Origin of the sequence: Kribbella sp. VKM Ac-2571, from assembly GCF_004362255.1 — a bacterium.
GTDB classification, from domain to species: Bacteria; Actinomycetota; Actinomycetes; order Propionibacteriales; family Kribbellaceae; genus Kribbella; species Kribbella pratensis.
In genome coordinates this window covers 25,897-39,589 of sequence record NZ_SNWS01000020.1, presented here as the reverse complement: position 1 = coordinate 39,589, position 13,693 = coordinate 25,897, and the positions used below count along the sequence as shown (strand labels likewise).

Sequence of the window (13,693 nt, the reverse complement as noted above, 5' to 3'; positions counted from 1 at the left end):
CGACGTGTGACCGGTCCGCGGCTGCGGCCGGATCTGGCATGGCAGCTGCACCAAGGGGCCGCGATCGTCTACGTGATCTGGTTCGCCGTCGCCGTACCACTGGCGATCGCCGGGTTACTGCTGGAGCCGCGCTGGGTGGGCTGGGTGGTGATGGCCTGGTTCCTGGTGCTGATCGGGTTCACGGTGCTGCTACGGATCCGTGACGACCGCCGGCGACGCGCGTGGGCCGATGCCGCCGGGCAGCTCGGCTGGCGGATCAGCGCATCCGGGAGGGAACTACTGGATCGTTGGCCGTTCCCACCGTTCGACGCGGATCCGGGGGCCGAGGTCGTGGACGTGACGTCCGGCAGCCATCGCGGCCGGGAGTTCTGGACCGGGCGGTTCCGGCACAAGGTACGGCGACGGGAACTCGGCTTCGACTTCCTCGATCTGCACGTGGATCGGCCGCTGCCGCCGTTGCAGGTGCTGCCTTCGGGGCTCGCACCGGTCGCGGCGGCGAGCTACCTGCCGTTGCCGTTGACGATCGACGGGCTGCCGGCGCAGTACCGCTTGTTCAACGGGCGCGAGGACCACGCGCTGGCGGTCCTGCATCCGCGGGCGGTCGAGACGCTGGCCGACGTACCGGCGTTCGGTTTCAGCTGCGAGGGCCGGCGGTTCGTCGCGATCCTCCCGGCGTACCGCGACGCAACCACCGCCCTCGCACAACTGGACGCGGCCTGCGACCTGCTGGACCTGATGCCCGAACAGGTGTGGCGCGCCGGCGAACAGTGGGCCGCTACCCAGCAGGAGTCCTGAGCAAGCCGACGAGGGCTGCGAGGTCCGCATCGCCGTGCCCAGCGGCAACGGCCTTGCGCAGCAACGCGCCCATCGGCTCCAGGAGCATCGGGTCAACGCCTTGCGCGACGGATGTGCCGGTCAGGTTGTCGTAGGCGGCTGCCTGCATCGCGAGGTTCGAGCCGGCTGTGCCGGACGGGCCGTTGTCGAGCTCGTCGGCGATGCGAGGCAGGGAGCCGAGCATCGCCGTCAGCCACGGAAGCAGGAAGCGTTCCGTGAACGGCTCGGCGGGGACGTTCTCGGTGCCGATCAGCGCCAGCGCGTGCTGGGCGCCGCCGAACATCCCGTACATCGCGCTCAGCAAGGCGATGTCGTGGAGCGCGGCGAGCCCCGGGTCGGCTCCGACGTACTCGGGACGTGCCAGCACGGACAGGTCGGCGCGATGCCTCTCGAAGGCGTCCGGTACGCCGCTGTAGAAGATGAAGGCCGCGGGTCCGCCGATCATCGCGGGGACGGCCATGATCCCGCCGTCGACGTACTGCGCCCCTGCGGTTGTGACTCGCTCCGCGGTGGCCCGCGCCTGGTCGGGCGTGCTGTTGGTGAGGTTGACGATCGTCTTGCCGGTGAGGTCGATGCCCTCGAGCGTGCTGCGGACGGTGTCGTCGACGAGCAGGCAGACCACAACGAGCGGACTGGCCGCGATCGCCTCGGCGGCGGTGGCTGCGCGCGCCGCGTCGAGTTCGGGGGAGCGGCCGGGCGTGCGGTTCCAGACGGTGGTCGGATGGCCGGCGGCCAGGAAGGCCCGGGCGAGAGCGGTCCCCATCGCCCCGAGCCCCAGGACGGTGACAGGTGTCTTCATGCCGTCCACCCTGGGGTCGAAGCTTTAGGATGGACAAGTACCTACTAAATAGTCAGGTACTGACGGAAAGGTAAGTATGCGCGCCTACACCTGTGGTCTGGATGCGGCCGCCGATGTGATCGGCGGGAAGTGGAAGCCACGGATCCTGTGGGCGCTGCACCACGGGCCGATGCGGTTCGGGGAGCTGCGGCGGGAGATCACCGGCGTCACCGAGAAGATGCTGATCCAGCAGTTGCGGGAGCTGGAGTCGCGGGACATCGTGCACCGTGAGGTGTTCCACCAGGTGCCGCCGAAGGTGGAGTATTCACTGACCGAACTCGGGCGGTCACTCAACGAGGCGCTGATACCCTTGGACACCTGGGGATCGGACCATCTGGCCGAGCTCGAGGCCTCCCGCGTGCGCTGATCCGGTCTCGATTGGGTTTCACCTGGGTGAGTGGCGTACACTCGGTCCTTGGCTACTTTGTGGCCATAGCCAGTCACGTCTACAGAAGTGCGAGGACATGCCCAAAAAAGAGGGAGTTATCGAACTCGAGGGCACCATCGTCGAGGCCCTGCCGAACGCGATGTTCCGTGTTGAGCTGTCCAACGGGCACAAGGTGCTCGCGCACATCAGCGGCAAGATGAGGCAGCACTACATCCGGATCCTCCCCGAGGACCGGGTCGTCGTGGAGCTGTCGCCGTACGACCTCACCCGGGGTCGCATCGTCTATCGGTACAAGTAAGACCCACCAACACCTGTCGAAGAAAGTAGCTCGATGAAGGTCAATCCGAGCGTCAAGAAGATCTGCGACAAGTGCAAGGTGATCCGCCGTCACGGCCGGGTCATGGTGATCTGCGAGAACCCGCGGCACAAGCAGCGGCAGGGCTGACAAAGCCTTCACGCAGTAGCACAGCACTTTCGCACCACAGCGCGCATGCTCGCCCGGGATCCGTCCCGGGCGTTGCCCCTGGAACAGAGGCCAGGGCCTTGCCGGTGAAGCACACAAGTCACCGAGGCGGGCGAGGACGCAGCGCGCCACCACACCTCTGCTGACGAAAGGAACACCGCCACATGGCACGCCTCGTAGGAGTCGACCTGCCGCGCGACAAGCGCATCGAGGTCGCTCTGACCTACATCTTCGGTGTGGGCCGCACACGCGCCCTGGAGACACTGAAGAACACCGGGGTCTCCCCGGACAAGCGCGTCCACGAGCTGGGCGACGACGAGCTGGTCAAGCTCCGGGACTGGATCGAAGGCAACTACAAGATCGAAGGTGACCTCCGTCGCGAGGTGACCGCGGACATCCGCCGCAAGATCGAGATCGGGTCGTACCAGGGTCGCCGGCACCGCAGCGGGCTTCCGGTGCGCGGTCAGCGCACGCGGACCAACGCCCGTAGCCGCAAGGGCCGCCGTAAGGCGATCGCCGGCAAGAAGAAGAAGTGACCCGGATGACTTTCGACCACCCCAGGAGCAACTGACCTATGCCTCCCAAGAGCCGCAGCGCGGCCGGCGCGAAGAAGGTGCGCCGCAAGGAGAAGAAGAACGTGGCCGCCGGCCACGCTCACATCAAGAGCACGTTCAACAACACGATCGTGACGATCACCGACCCGACCGGCGCGGTCATCTCGTGGGCCTCCGCGGGAACCGTCGGCTTCAAGGGTTCGCGCAAGTCGACCCCGTTCGCCGCGCAGATGGCCGCCGAGGCCGCCGGGCGCCGGGCGATGGAGCACGGCATGCGCAAGATCGACGTGTTCGTCAAGGGTCCCGGCTCCGGCCGTGAGACCGCGATTCGTTCGCTGGGTGCGGTCGGCCTCGAGGTCGGCACCATCCAGGACGTCACCCCAGTCGCCCACAACGGATGCCGCCCGCCGAAGCGGCGCCGGGTCTGATCCCAGAGAGAGGAAGGTAGCGAACCATGGCCCGTTACACCGGACCTATGACCAAGAAGTCGCGCCGTCTCGGGGTCGACCTCGTCGGTGGCGACAAGGCGTTCGAGCGTCGTCCGTACCCGCCGGGTATGCACGGCCGCGGCCGCCCGAAGGAGAGCGAGTACCTGCTCCAGCTGCGCGAGAAGCAGAAGGCGCGTTACTCGTACGGCGTTCTCGAGAAGCAGTTCCGCCGGTACTACGAGGAGGCCTCGCGGCGCTCCGGCAAGACCGGTGACAACCTGCTGCAGATCCTCGAGTCCCGCCTGGACAACGTGGTCTACCGCTCCGGCCTGGCCCGGACCCGCCGGCAGGCCCGTCAGCTCGTCGTTCACGGTCACTTCACCGTGAACGGCCGCAAGGTGAACATCCCGTCGTACCGGGTGGCCGCGCACGACATCATCGATGTCAAGCAGAAGTCGGTCGAGACGACGCCGTTCATCATCGCCCGGGAGACGCACAGCGAGCGCGTCGTACCGGCATGGCTCGAGGTGATGCCCGAAAGGCTGCGGATCCTCGTCCACCAGCTGCCCACCCGGCAGCAGATCGACACCCAGGTCGCCGAGCACCTGATCGTCGAGCTCTACTCGAAGAACTGACCCGGTACCGGCCGGTGGCCTACGGGCCGCCGGCCGGATCGGTGCGTTCTTCCTTCGCGACCTCAAATAGTGGTCGTCGCGGAACAGAAAGAAGACAGAAGTGCTTATCGCACAGCGCCCCACCCTGACCGAAGAGGTCGTCGACGAGTACCGCTCGCGGTTCGTGATCGAGCCGCTGGAGCCGGGCTTCGGTTACACCCTCGGCAACTCGATCCGCCGGACCCTGCTGTCCTCCATCCCGGGGGCCGCGGTCACCAGCATCAAGATCGACGGAGTTCTGCACGAGTTCTCCACCGTTGCCGGGGTCAAGGAAGACGCCACCCAGCTGATCCTGAACCTGAAGGACCTGGTCGTCTCCTCCGAGCACGACGAGCCCGTCACCATGTACCTGCGCAAGCAGGGCCCCGGTGACGTCACCGCCGCCGACATCGCGCCGCCGGCCGGTGTCGAGGTGCACAACCCGGACCTGAAGATCGCCACCCTGAACGAGAAGGGCCGGCTCGAGATGGAGCTGGTCGTCGAGCGGGGCCGCGGCTACGTGTCCGCCGTACAGAACAAGTCCGCCGACGCCGAGATCGGCCGGATGCCGGTCGACTCGATCTACTCGCCGGTCCTCAAGGTCACCTACAAGGTCGAGGCGACCCGTGTCGAGCAGCGCACCGACTTCGACCGCCTCGTGGTCGACGTCGAGACCAAGCCGTCGATGCTGCCGCGGGACGCCGTCGCGTCGGCCGGTAAGACCCTGGTCGAGCTGTTCGGCCTGGCCCGTGAGCTGAACGTCGAGGCCGAGGGCATCGACATCGGCCCGTCGCCGGTCGACGAGCAGATGGCCGCCGACCTGGCCCTGCCGGTCGAGGACCTGCAGCTGACCGTCCGGTCGTACAACTGCCTCAAGCGCGAGGGCATCCACACCGTGGGTGAGCTGATCTCGCGCAGCGAGCAGGACCTGCTGGATATCCGGAACTTCGGCTCCAAGTCGATCGACGAGGTCAAGCTGAAGCTGGCCGAGATGGGCCTGTCGCTGAAGGACTCCCCGCCCGGGTTCGACCTGCGCGCCGCGTCCGGTGCCTACGGCAACGAGGCGGACGACGAGGACGAGAGCTTCGCCGAGACCGAGCAGTACTGAGCTGACCGAGGCCCGTCGGGCCCTACAACCCTTCGGCCCGACGGGCCTTAGATTCCTGGAGTTATGAGATGCCAACCCCCACCAAGGGTGCCCGGCTGGGCGGCAGCCCGGCGCACGAGAAGCTGATCCTCAGCAACCTCGCGACGTCGCTGTTCGAGCACGGCGCCATCACCACCACCGCGGCCAAGGCCAAGCGCCTGCAGCCGCTGGCGGAGCAGATGATCACCAAGGCGAAGCGTGGTGACCTGAACTCGCGCCGCCAGGTGATGAAGCGGATCAGGGACAAGAGCGTCGTGCACGTGCTCTTCACCGAGATCGGCGAGCGGTACGCCGACCGTCCGGGTGGCTACACCCGGATCACCAAGCTCGGCCCGCGCAAGGGCGACAACGCCCCGATGGTGAAGATCGAGCTGGTCGAGGCGCTGGCGGACTCGCCGAAGGCCAAGAAGACCGCTGCCAAGAAGGCGCCGGCGAAGAAGGCCGCCGCAGCCGAGACCAAGGTCGAGGACAAGGTCGAGGACGCGCCGGTTCAGGACGTCGTGGCGGGCAAGTTCGACAACTCCGCCGCCCCGCTCGAGGACGGCTCTGCGCCCGAGGGCTTCACGGTCAAGGGCAACGAGAACTCGATGAAGTACCACACCACCGAGTCCCCGTGGTACGACCAGACCGTCGCCGAGGTCTGGTTCAAGACCGCGGAAGACGCCGAGGCGGCCGGTTTCGCCAAGGCCGGCGAGTCGGACGACGACAAGTAAGTAAGACGCCGACGAGGCCCCCTCACCGCACGGTGAGGGGGTCTTGTTGCGTTAGATTGGCGTGTGCGTTGGCGGATTGACCTGAGGTACGACGGAGCGGCCTTTCATGGGTGGGCCCGTCAGGAGGGTCTCCGTACGGTGCAGGGGGAGCTCGAAGAGGCGGTCCGCGTCGTACTGCGACTGCCGGAGCCGGTGTCCGTGACCTGCGCCGGCCGGACCGACACGGGCGTCCACGCCCGGGGACAAGTCACCCACGTCGACCTCGAAGGCGCTGTGGACCCGCTGAGGCTCTTGAGAGCGCTGAACGGCGTCCTACCCGCAGATGTAGCTGTCACGGCCGTCTCGGCGGCTCCTGAGGGCTTTGATGCCAGGTTCTCCGCCCTGGCCCGGCGGTACGTGTACCGGCTGTGCGACGACCCGTCCGGCTGGGACCCGCTGACCCGGGGACATGTCCTGCGGGTGGGACGTCCGATGGATGTGGATCGTATGAACGCTGCCGCGACCGGTCTGCTCGGAGAGCACGACTTCGCGGCGTTCTGCAAGAAGCGGGAAGGCGCCAGCACAGTACGGGCGCTACTGGAGTTCTCGTGGCAGCGGACGGGTGTAGGGCAGTTGGAGGGCACTGTGATCGCAGATGCCTTCTGCCACTCGATGGTGCGGGCGCTGGTGGGGTCAATGATCCCTGTGGGCGACGGACGCCGGGACGTCGAGTGGCCGGCCGCAGTACTGGCTGGGAAGGTGCGGGACTCGGCTGTGTCGGTCCTGCCGGCGCACGGGCTGACCTTGGAGGAAGTGCGCTACCCGGCGGACGACGAGCTGGCCGCGCAGGCATTGCAGGCCCGTCAGGTCAGGGGAGAGGTACACGTCCCACAGGGAGGGCGCAGTGGCTGATCACTATTTCTCGGCGGAGCCTGGCTCTGCGGACGTACGACGTACTGTCGAGGCCCGGATCTGGGGGCGGGAGTACACGTTCACTACCGCGACCGGCGTGTTCTCGCGGGATCGGCTGGACATCGGTACGGCAGCGTTGCTGCGCGAGGTCGAACCGCCGCGGCAGGCCGGGACGTTCCTCGACCTGGGGACCGGCTACGGGCCGATCGCGTGCGCGCTGGCGACCGAGGTGCCGGAGGCAACCGTGTGGGCGGTCGACGTGAACACGCGCGCGCTCGAACTGACAGCGGAGAACGCCAAGGCCGCAGGGGTCGCGGAGCGGGTGCGTGCGGTGCTGCCGGACGACGTACCCGAGGAGGTGCGGTTCGACGAGATCTGGTCGAACCCGGCGATCCATATCGGCAAACCCGAGCTCCACAAGATGCTGCTGCGCTGGCTGGAACGGCTCGCGCCGGGTGGGACCGCCCGGTTCGTCGTCGGAAAGAACCTGGGCGGTGACTCCCTGCAGCGGTGGATGACCGAGCAGGGCTATCCCTGTGAGCGGACCGGAAGCGCCAAGGGTTTCCGGGTCCTGCGGGCCCGCCGGGATTAACTTGCCTCGGGCATCCTTGCCCGGGATATCGTCGCCTGGATGACGGAAACGGGGAGCACCGAGCCGAACCCGCGCTGGTCGTTCGACGACGAGCGGGCGTACGAGTCCGCGCGGAATCGCATCGGTGCGGTGATCGCGGCGTACAGCGCCCGGATCGGCGCCGCCGACGACGCCGGTGACCATGTCGAGGCGGATCGGCTGGCGGAGGTCTCGGCCGGGTACGAAGAGCTGCGGCGCGGACTGTCGCCCGACGACAAGGCCGAGATCGCGCGGATCAACGCGGAGTTCCCGGAACTGCTTGCCCGGGTCCGCGCCGGCCGGCAATGAGCCGGTTGTCGAAGGAGAAGCTGGACGAGTTCTACGTCCGGCGGATCCAGCCTGGGCTTGCCAAGCACGGCCGCGGGCGTCCGCCGTGGCGCAAGCCCACCGTGCTGTTCATCCTCGGGCAGCCCGGTGCGGGCAAGACGACCATGCAGGCGGCGGCGATGGACCGCCTCGGCATGAAGAAGGCCTACGTCCTCGATCACGACGAGCTGCTGGAGAAGCACCCCGAGTATGCGCGGGCGGCGCTCGAAGACGACTACACCGCGACGGTGGGTCATGCGGAGGACGCGGCGGTGTGGCGTGGGCGGGCGCTCGGCGACGTGCAGGCACGGCGGATGGACGTCGTCGTGCCGTACCCGTTCGGCGATCTCGCGCTGATGCGGTCGTTCCAGGAGCAGGGGTACCGGGTCGAGGTCGCGGTTGCGGCCGTCCACGAGTCGCAGAGTCAGCTCGGGATCATGGAGCGGTTCAACGACAGCCGTCAGGAGGTCGGGTACGGGCGGTGGATCGACGCGGGTCAGCACGATCAGATCTACCAGGACATGCTGAACACCGCTGATGCGATCGAGGCGCAGGGTGTGGCCGACGCCGTGCATGTGTACCGGCGGGGCGAGGCCGAGCCGGTGTTCACGAACGAGCAGAAGAACGGCGTCTGGCGGCACCAGATCGGCTCGAGTCGCTGGGCCATCGAGACCGAGCGCAACCGCCCGTGGACCGACCGGGAGGTCAACCACTTCGTCCGCGGCTACAACAAACTCGCGGCTCTGGCGCGCCGGCCGCTCAAGGACCACTTCAAGGCCATGCCCCTGATGGCAACGCGCGAGGGTCATCGCCTGCTCGCCAAACTCCACCAAACAGCCGCCCCCAAACTGGCCGAACACCACCGCCTAACGACGCTGAAAGCCCAAGCGGAGATAACCCGAGCCGCCCAACAACCCCAGCAACCGGCCCAACAACCGCAACAACCCCAACAACCTCAGCAGGTGCCTCCGCGTCCGCGGTATGCGCCGCATCAGCAGCATGTGGCGCAGTCGTGGCAGGAGCAGGCTGCGCTGCAGCTGCCTCCGCAACCGCAGCAGCCGTCGGGGTCGCAGCAGGCGGTGGTTGGTGCGCAGGACCCGCGGTGGGCGGCGGGGATGCAAGGTGGGGCGCAAGCGGTGGGTGGACAGGAGGTGCCTGCGCCCCCGCAGCAGGGGCATGACTGGGAGCGGTTTGCGGTGCGGTTGCAGACTGAGCAGAGCCCTGCGTCTGGTATCTCTGTGCCTGGGGCCGACACGCACTCGCAACCTGAGGGTGAGCAGCGGCCGCAGTGGGGACAGAGTGCGGCTCGGGACGAGCGCGGTGGCGGAGACAACGGTCGGTTGACTCGGTGACCTCGGCCGGATGGTGTCGTACTGCAACGGACAGCGGCACACCGGCGTCCTGAGGGTATGGAGGCAGTCTTGGCGGCAGCTGAGGTTCGGACAGGGCCGCTCGACTTCGAGGCGTGGGTCACCGAGAAGGCGGATGCCCTACTGCGGTTCGCCTATGTCCTCACGGGTGACGCGACCCTGGCCGAGGACGCCGTACAGGACGCTCTGACTACGGCGTGCGCGCGGTGGGGCCGGGTGAGCCGTGCCGACGACCCCGAGGCGTACGTGAAGCGGATGGTGGTGAACGCGCACATCTCCTGGTGGCGGCGATTCCGCCGGCGAGAGACGCCCGTCGACGACCCGGTGCGCACGGCGCGTGCCGTCTCGGACGGTACGGCGACCCGCGCCGAGGCGGACGCCATCTGGGACCTGTGCGCGACCCTCCCGGACAAGCAGCGAGCTGCCGTCGTACTGCGGTTCTACGAGGAGCTGTCGTACGCCGAGATCGCCCAGCTGCTGCACTGCGCGGAGGCGACGGCGCGGTCGCACGTACACCGAGCACTGGCAGCGTTGAAGACCACACTGAGCACGGAAGGAGCCGAGGATGCCTGAGCAGCACGACCCAGAGCAGGAGCTCGGCCCCAAGATCACCTCTGCGTTCCAGGACCACGCGGATGCTCAGGGGATGCAGAAGACCGGCCTGGCGCGTGAAGCACGTCGCCGGGTGCACCGGCGCCGTACGGCGTTGTCGATGGCCGCTGGTTCAGTCCTGGTGGTTGCGGCCATCGGTGGCGTGTGGGGTCTGATGGGTGGTGAGTCACCAGTCGCCACCAGCCACAGTGACTCTGCCTCCGAGGGCAAGGCCGCCGCGCCGGAACAGCCCTCACAGGGCGTAGCGCCGAACTCCAAGGCCGAGAAGACAAGCTGTCCGATCCCGCATCCGATCCAGCAGGTGGCGTCGCCGAACGACGTACCGACGGGGACCGGACTCGACCTGAACACCCCAGTGACTGGTCTGCGGGCCTGCCGTTACAGCACGGGTCAGGGCGGTCTGCTCGGAGAGCAGGAGTTCGACGCTGCCGTTGCACAGCAGGTGGTCGACGCGATCAAGGTGCTCCCGGAGCGGAACCCGGACCTGCCGGTGTTCAAATGCGCTCCGCAGGTCGCCAAGCCCTCCGAGGCGATCGCGCTCCGCTTCAGCACCGCGGCCGGTACCAAGGAGATCTGGGTCGTGTACGACGGCTGTACGTCGGCCGGCTTCTTCACCGGAAGTCACGTCTATGGGCTGTACTCCGCACCGCTGAAGCTCTTCATGACGGGCACGGTCCGCCCGTCCGGCGGCACCTACCTGAGCGCCCTCAAGGACTGGTAGCTCACTCGACCCCACGGTCGGGCTTGCGGCCCGAGCCGATGTGCCGGACGTTGTCCGGGCGTCCGCCGGTGTCGACAGCCGAATCGTTGCGCTTGCTCGGTGCCGTGTGCGACCACAGGAACTGCTGCAGCCTGGCGATCTCCTGCTCGCGCGCGTTCGGGTACACCTGTTCGGGCAGCCGCTCGTAGTACTCCTGTTCGCGCCCTGCGACCGGCTGCTGCGCCGGCCAGCCCTTACTGGCCCAGACCTGCTGGATCTCCTCCTCCCGGTCGAGGAACCTCTCACGCAGCGAGTCCGGCAGTTCCGGCGGCTCCTCGCCCGGGTGCTCCGCGTCCCAGGACTCGTAGTGCTTCTTGATGTCGTCGAGGTTGGTGGTGAACTCCACCTCGGTCCACTCTGCCGAGTCCCAGCCCCACTTGTGCTTTGATCCGGGGTGCGTGAGTTCGCTCATCTCCGTCATCGTGAGGCCGCCGAGTCCGCGGCGGAGCGGCCCGGTCAGGGCCTCGCGCAGTTGGGCGCGGTGCGACTCGGGGATCAGCTCGCCGACCTGATGGTCGAGCGCCTGGTCGGCGATCGCGTTGAACCGCTGCGTGCGCGCGGTGCTGTCGATGAGGTCGCCGAGCTGGTCGTGGCCCATCCCGGTGGCGCCGCCCAGCGTGTAAAGCAGCCGATCCGTGGCCGCCGAGTACGCCGGGAACACCGGAGCGTCAGCGCCCAGGGACAGCGACTGCTTGGTCATGCTCTCGGCGATCCGGCCGCTGTACTCCTGGCTGAACTGGTCAGCCCGTGCGTTCTCGAGGGCGATGTCCTCGAGCGAGCCGATCGGTGTCGCGCCGGGCACGCTGTCGTCGCCGACCTCGGACATCGAGAGTCGTGCGTTGAACACCGCCATCGTGGTCGCGCGGCCCGCCGCGCTCCGTTCGTCGCTGGTCAGCGTTCGGCCCGGGGTGTAGGCGGGACGGGCGGGGTCGAGCACGTGCTCCCGGCTGATCGTCATGCTGCCGTCGGGAAGGCACACGCCTGCGACCGGTCCTGGCTGTTCGTACAGCTTCCCGTTCCAGCGGGAGGGTCGGCCGGCGTACTCCGCGGCCTTGGCGACGACCGACGAGACCCAGTCGTGCTCCCAGGTGCCAGGGGGGATCTCCGGACCGCGCTCGGTCATCGGCTCTCCTCCGCCAGCCCGGCGAGCCGTTCCGCGATCGAGCTGTTCATCAGCAGTACGGCGGAACGCTGGTCCGGTGCCGCTTGTGGCAGCAGTTCCCCGATCCGCTGGAGCGCCCGCTCGAGCTCGGCGATCAGTTCCCGCCCGGAGGCACGCGACAACATGACCTCGGCGTACAGCCGCTGTGCTTCACGATATGCGTCCATCCGTCCCGATCATTCCCTTTCAAAGGGTCGCCGCCGGCACACGATAACCGGTCGCGTGGGGGTTGCCGGGGCCGTCAGACTGGGGGGATGGGTCACGTGGATGTCGCCGGTGTGGGGTTCGAGCTGCCGGACGGGCGGGTGTTGCTGGACGACGTCACGTTCCGGGTCGGGGACGGCGCGAAGGTCGCGCTGGTCGGGGCGAACGGTTCGGGCAAGACCACCCTCACCAGGATCATCGCCGGCGACCTGAAGCCGCACAGTGGCAGCATCTCCCGGTCCGGCGGGCTGGGCGTGATGCGGCAGTTCGTCGGCTCGGTACGCGACTCGTCGACCGTGCGCGATCTGCTGCTCGGTGTGGCGCCCGAAGCGATCCAGCAGGCCGCGGCCAAGCTGGACAAGGCCGAGCAGAAAATGATGGACGCGGACGACGAGAAGACCCAGCTCCGGTATGCGCAGGCGGTGGCGGACTGGGGCGAGGTCGGTGGGTACGACGCGGAGGTCCTCTGGGACGTCTGTACGACGTCCGCACTCGGCATATCGTTCGACCGCTGTCGCTGGCGTGAGGTGAAGACGCTGTCCGGCGGTGAGCAGAAGCGCCTGGTGCTGGAGGCGTTGCTGCGTGGGCCGGACGAAGTACTGATGCTGGACGAGCCGGACAACTACCTCGACGTACCGGGGAAGCGGTGGCTGGAAGAGCAGCTGCGTAGCTCCGACAAGACCGTGCTGTACATCAGCCACGACCGAGAGCTCCTGGCCAACACCGCTACCCGGATCGTCACCGTGGAGCTCGGTGCGGCGGGCAATACGGCGTGGACGCACGGCGGCGGGTTCGCGACGTACCACGAGGCCCGGCGGCACCGGTTCGAGCGTTTCGAGGAGCTGCGCAAGCGCTGGGACGAGGAGCACGCCAAGCTGCGGGCACAGATGCTCATGTACAAGCAGAAAGCGGCGTACAACTCCGACATGGCCTCGCGCTACCGGGCGTCGCAGACGCGACTGCGCAAGTTCGAGGAGGCTGGGCCGCCGCAGGCCTTGCCGCGCGAGCAGAAGGTCAGCATGCGCCTCACCGGCGGCCGCACCGGCAAGCGGGCCGTGGTGTGCACCGCACTCGAGCTGACCGGCCTGATGAAGCCCTTCGACCTCGAGGTCTGGTACGGCGAACGTGTCGCCGTACTGGGCTCCAACGGGTCCGGGAAGTCGCACTTCCTGAGGCTGCTCGCCAACGGTGGTTCGGATCCGGATGTGGAGCACGAGCCCGTTGGCGACGTACAGATCCCGTCCGTGGCGCACACCGGCAACGCCAAGCTCGGTGCGCGCGTGCGGCCCGGCTGGTTCGCCCAGACCCACGAGCACCCGGAGCTGGTCGGTAGGACGTTGCTGGAGATCCTGCACCGCGGTGACGACCACCGAGATGGCATGGGACGCGAGCTGGCGTCGCGGAAGCTGGACCGGTACGAGCTGGCGCACGCGGCCGAGCAGACCTTCGACAGCCTGTCAGGAGGTCAGCAGGCCCGTTTCCAGATCCTCCTCCTGGAGCTGTCCGGTGCGACCCTGCTGCTCCTCGACGAGCCCACCGACAACCTGGACGTCGAGTCGGCCGAGGCGCTGGAGGAGGGCCTCGACTCGTTCGACGGCACGGTCCTCGCAGTGACCCACGACCGCTGGTTCGCCCGGGGCTTCGACCGCTACCTGGTCTTCGGCGCCGACGGCTCGGTGTACGAACCCGACGAGCCGGTCTGGGACGAAGGTCGCGTGGAAAGGGCCCGCTGACCTTAC

At 67.9% G+C, this 13,693-nt stretch carries 18 protein-coding genes and 2 pseudogenes; 17 read left to right on the top strand and 3 right to left on the bottom strand.

The genetic code is table 11. The features are described 5' to 3' along the window. Positions 1-6: 6 nt before the first annotated feature. On the top strand, positions 7-795 hold the full coding sequence (locus EV651_RS34125) for a hypothetical protein (RefSeq protein ID WP_133789398.1): 789 nt from the start codon (positions 7-9) through the stop codon (positions 793-795). Here EV651_RS34125 and EV651_RS34120 read toward each other — a convergent pair. Beyond that, positions 776-1,633, bottom strand: coding sequence for an NAD(P)-dependent oxidoreductase (locus EV651_RS34120; RefSeq protein ID WP_133789397.1), 858 nt, complete (start codon positions 1,631-1,633; stop codon positions 776-778). The two genes, EV651_RS34125 and EV651_RS34120, sit on opposite strands and share 20 nt — an antisense overlap. Before the next feature lie 76 nt (positions 1,634-1,709). Between EV651_RS34120 and EV651_RS34115 the strand changes: the two genes are divergently transcribed. From EV651_RS34115 to EV651_RS34050, 15 genes and pseudogenes are all read left to right on the top strand, one after another. Then, positions 1,710-2,039, top strand: coding sequence for a helix-turn-helix domain-containing protein (locus EV651_RS34115; protein ID WP_133789396.1), 330 nt, complete (start codon positions 1,710-1,712; stop codon positions 2,037-2,039). A 97-nt stretch (positions 2,040-2,136) separates the two neighbouring features. Continuing rightward, positions 2,137-2,358 (top strand): translation initiation factor IF-1, encoded by a 222-nt coding sequence (gene infA / locus EV651_RS34110; protein WP_012923661.1) that lies wholly within the window; start codon positions 2,137-2,139, stop codon positions 2,356-2,358. A gap of 33 nt (positions 2,359-2,391) precedes the next feature. Beyond that, on the top strand, positions 2,392-2,505 hold the full coding sequence (rpmJ, locus tag EV651_RS34105) for a 50S ribosomal protein L36 (RefSeq protein WP_008361054.1): 114 nt from the start codon (positions 2,392-2,394) through the stop codon (positions 2,503-2,505). Positions 2,506-2,687: 182 nt separating this feature from the next. Continuing rightward, a complete protein-coding gene (gene rpsM / locus EV651_RS34100; RefSeq protein WP_133789395.1) occupies positions 2,688-3,059 on the top strand; it encodes a 30S ribosomal protein S13 in 372 nt (123 codons plus the stop codon). A 38-nt stretch (positions 3,060-3,097) separates the two neighbouring features. Continuing rightward, positions 3,098-3,505: a 30S ribosomal protein S11 gene (gene rpsK, locus EV651_RS34095; protein ID WP_130384622.1), complete on the top strand. Its 408-nt coding sequence runs from the start codon at positions 3,098-3,100 to the stop codon at positions 3,503-3,505. 26 nt (positions 3,506-3,531) lie between these two features. Next, complete coding sequence (gene rpsD, locus EV651_RS34090) at positions 3,532-4,140, top strand: 30S ribosomal protein S4 (protein ID WP_131335164.1); 609 nt, start codon at positions 3,532-3,534, stop codon at positions 4,138-4,140. Between the two features lie 100 nt (positions 4,141-4,240). Next, positions 4,241-5,266 carry a DNA-directed RNA polymerase subunit alpha gene (locus EV651_RS34085; protein WP_130384620.1) on the top strand — a complete coding sequence of 342 codons (1,026 nt, stop codon included), beginning with the start codon at positions 4,241-4,243 and terminating at the stop codon, positions 5,264-5,266. Between the two features lie 68 nt (positions 5,267-5,334). Then, positions 5,335-5,673 (top strand): annotated as a pseudogene (gene rplQ, locus EV651_RS43455) (50S ribosomal protein L17); the annotation flags it as partial. 183 nt (positions 5,674-5,856) lie between these two features. Beyond that, positions 5,857-6,018 (top strand): annotated as a pseudogene (locus EV651_RS43450) (50S ribosomal protein L17); the annotation flags it as partial. A 63-nt stretch (positions 6,019-6,081) separates the two neighbouring features. Beyond that, the gene (truA, locus tag EV651_RS34075; protein WP_133789393.1) at positions 6,082-6,909 is read left to right on the top strand and encodes a tRNA pseudouridine(38-40) synthase TruA; all 828 of its coding nucleotides are present in this window, start codon (positions 6,082-6,084) and stop codon (positions 6,907-6,909) included. Next, on the top strand, positions 6,902-7,501 hold the full coding sequence (locus EV651_RS34070; RefSeq protein WP_133789392.1) for a class I SAM-dependent methyltransferase: 600 nt from the start codon (positions 6,902-6,904) through the stop codon (positions 7,499-7,501). The genes truA and EV651_RS34070 overlap by 8 nt, the downstream gene beginning before the upstream one ends. Positions 7,502-7,540: 39 nt before the next feature. Then, the gene (locus EV651_RS34065) at positions 7,541-7,828 is read left to right on the top strand and encodes a hypothetical protein (protein WP_133789391.1); all 288 of its coding nucleotides are present in this window, start codon (positions 7,541-7,543) and stop codon (positions 7,826-7,828) included. A gap of 5 nt (positions 7,829-7,833) precedes the next feature. Further along, positions 7,834-9,198 carry a zeta toxin family protein gene (locus EV651_RS34060; protein ID WP_166658883.1) on the top strand — a complete coding sequence of 455 codons (1,365 nt, stop codon included), beginning with the start codon at positions 7,834-7,836 and terminating at the stop codon, positions 9,196-9,198. 57 nt (positions 9,199-9,255) lie between these two features. Further along, the gene (locus tag EV651_RS34055) at positions 9,256-9,789 is read left to right on the top strand and encodes a SigE family RNA polymerase sigma factor (protein WP_133789389.1); all 534 of its coding nucleotides are present in this window, start codon (positions 9,256-9,258) and stop codon (positions 9,787-9,789) included. Then, positions 9,782-10,549: a hypothetical protein gene (locus tag EV651_RS34050; RefSeq protein ID WP_133789388.1), complete on the top strand. Its 768-nt coding sequence runs from the start codon at positions 9,782-9,784 to the stop codon at positions 10,547-10,549. The genes EV651_RS34055 and EV651_RS34050 overlap by 8 nt, the downstream gene beginning before the upstream one ends. 1 nt (position 10,550) lies before the next feature. On the opposite strand, the gene EV651_RS34045 is transcribed toward EV651_RS34050, so the two are convergent. Together EV651_RS34045 and EV651_RS34040 are read right to left on the bottom strand one after the other, a co-directional pair. Next, positions 10,551-11,711, bottom strand: a complete 1,161-nt coding sequence (locus EV651_RS34045) for a hypothetical protein (RefSeq protein ID WP_133789387.1) — start codon at positions 11,709-11,711, stop codon at positions 10,551-10,553. Then, a complete protein-coding gene (locus EV651_RS34040; RefSeq protein WP_133789386.1) occupies positions 11,708-11,917 on the bottom strand; it encodes a hypothetical protein in 210 nt (69 codons plus the stop codon). The genes EV651_RS34045 and EV651_RS34040 overlap by 4 nt, the downstream gene beginning before the upstream one ends. An 87-nt stretch (positions 11,918-12,004) precedes the next feature. On the opposite strand from EV651_RS34040, the gene EV651_RS34035 reads away from it, so the two are divergent. Continuing rightward, complete coding sequence (locus EV651_RS34035; protein WP_133789385.1) at positions 12,005-13,687, top strand: ABC-F family ATP-binding cassette domain-containing protein; 1,683 nt, start codon at positions 12,005-12,007, stop codon at positions 13,685-13,687. Positions 13,688-13,693: the final 6 nt, after the last annotated feature.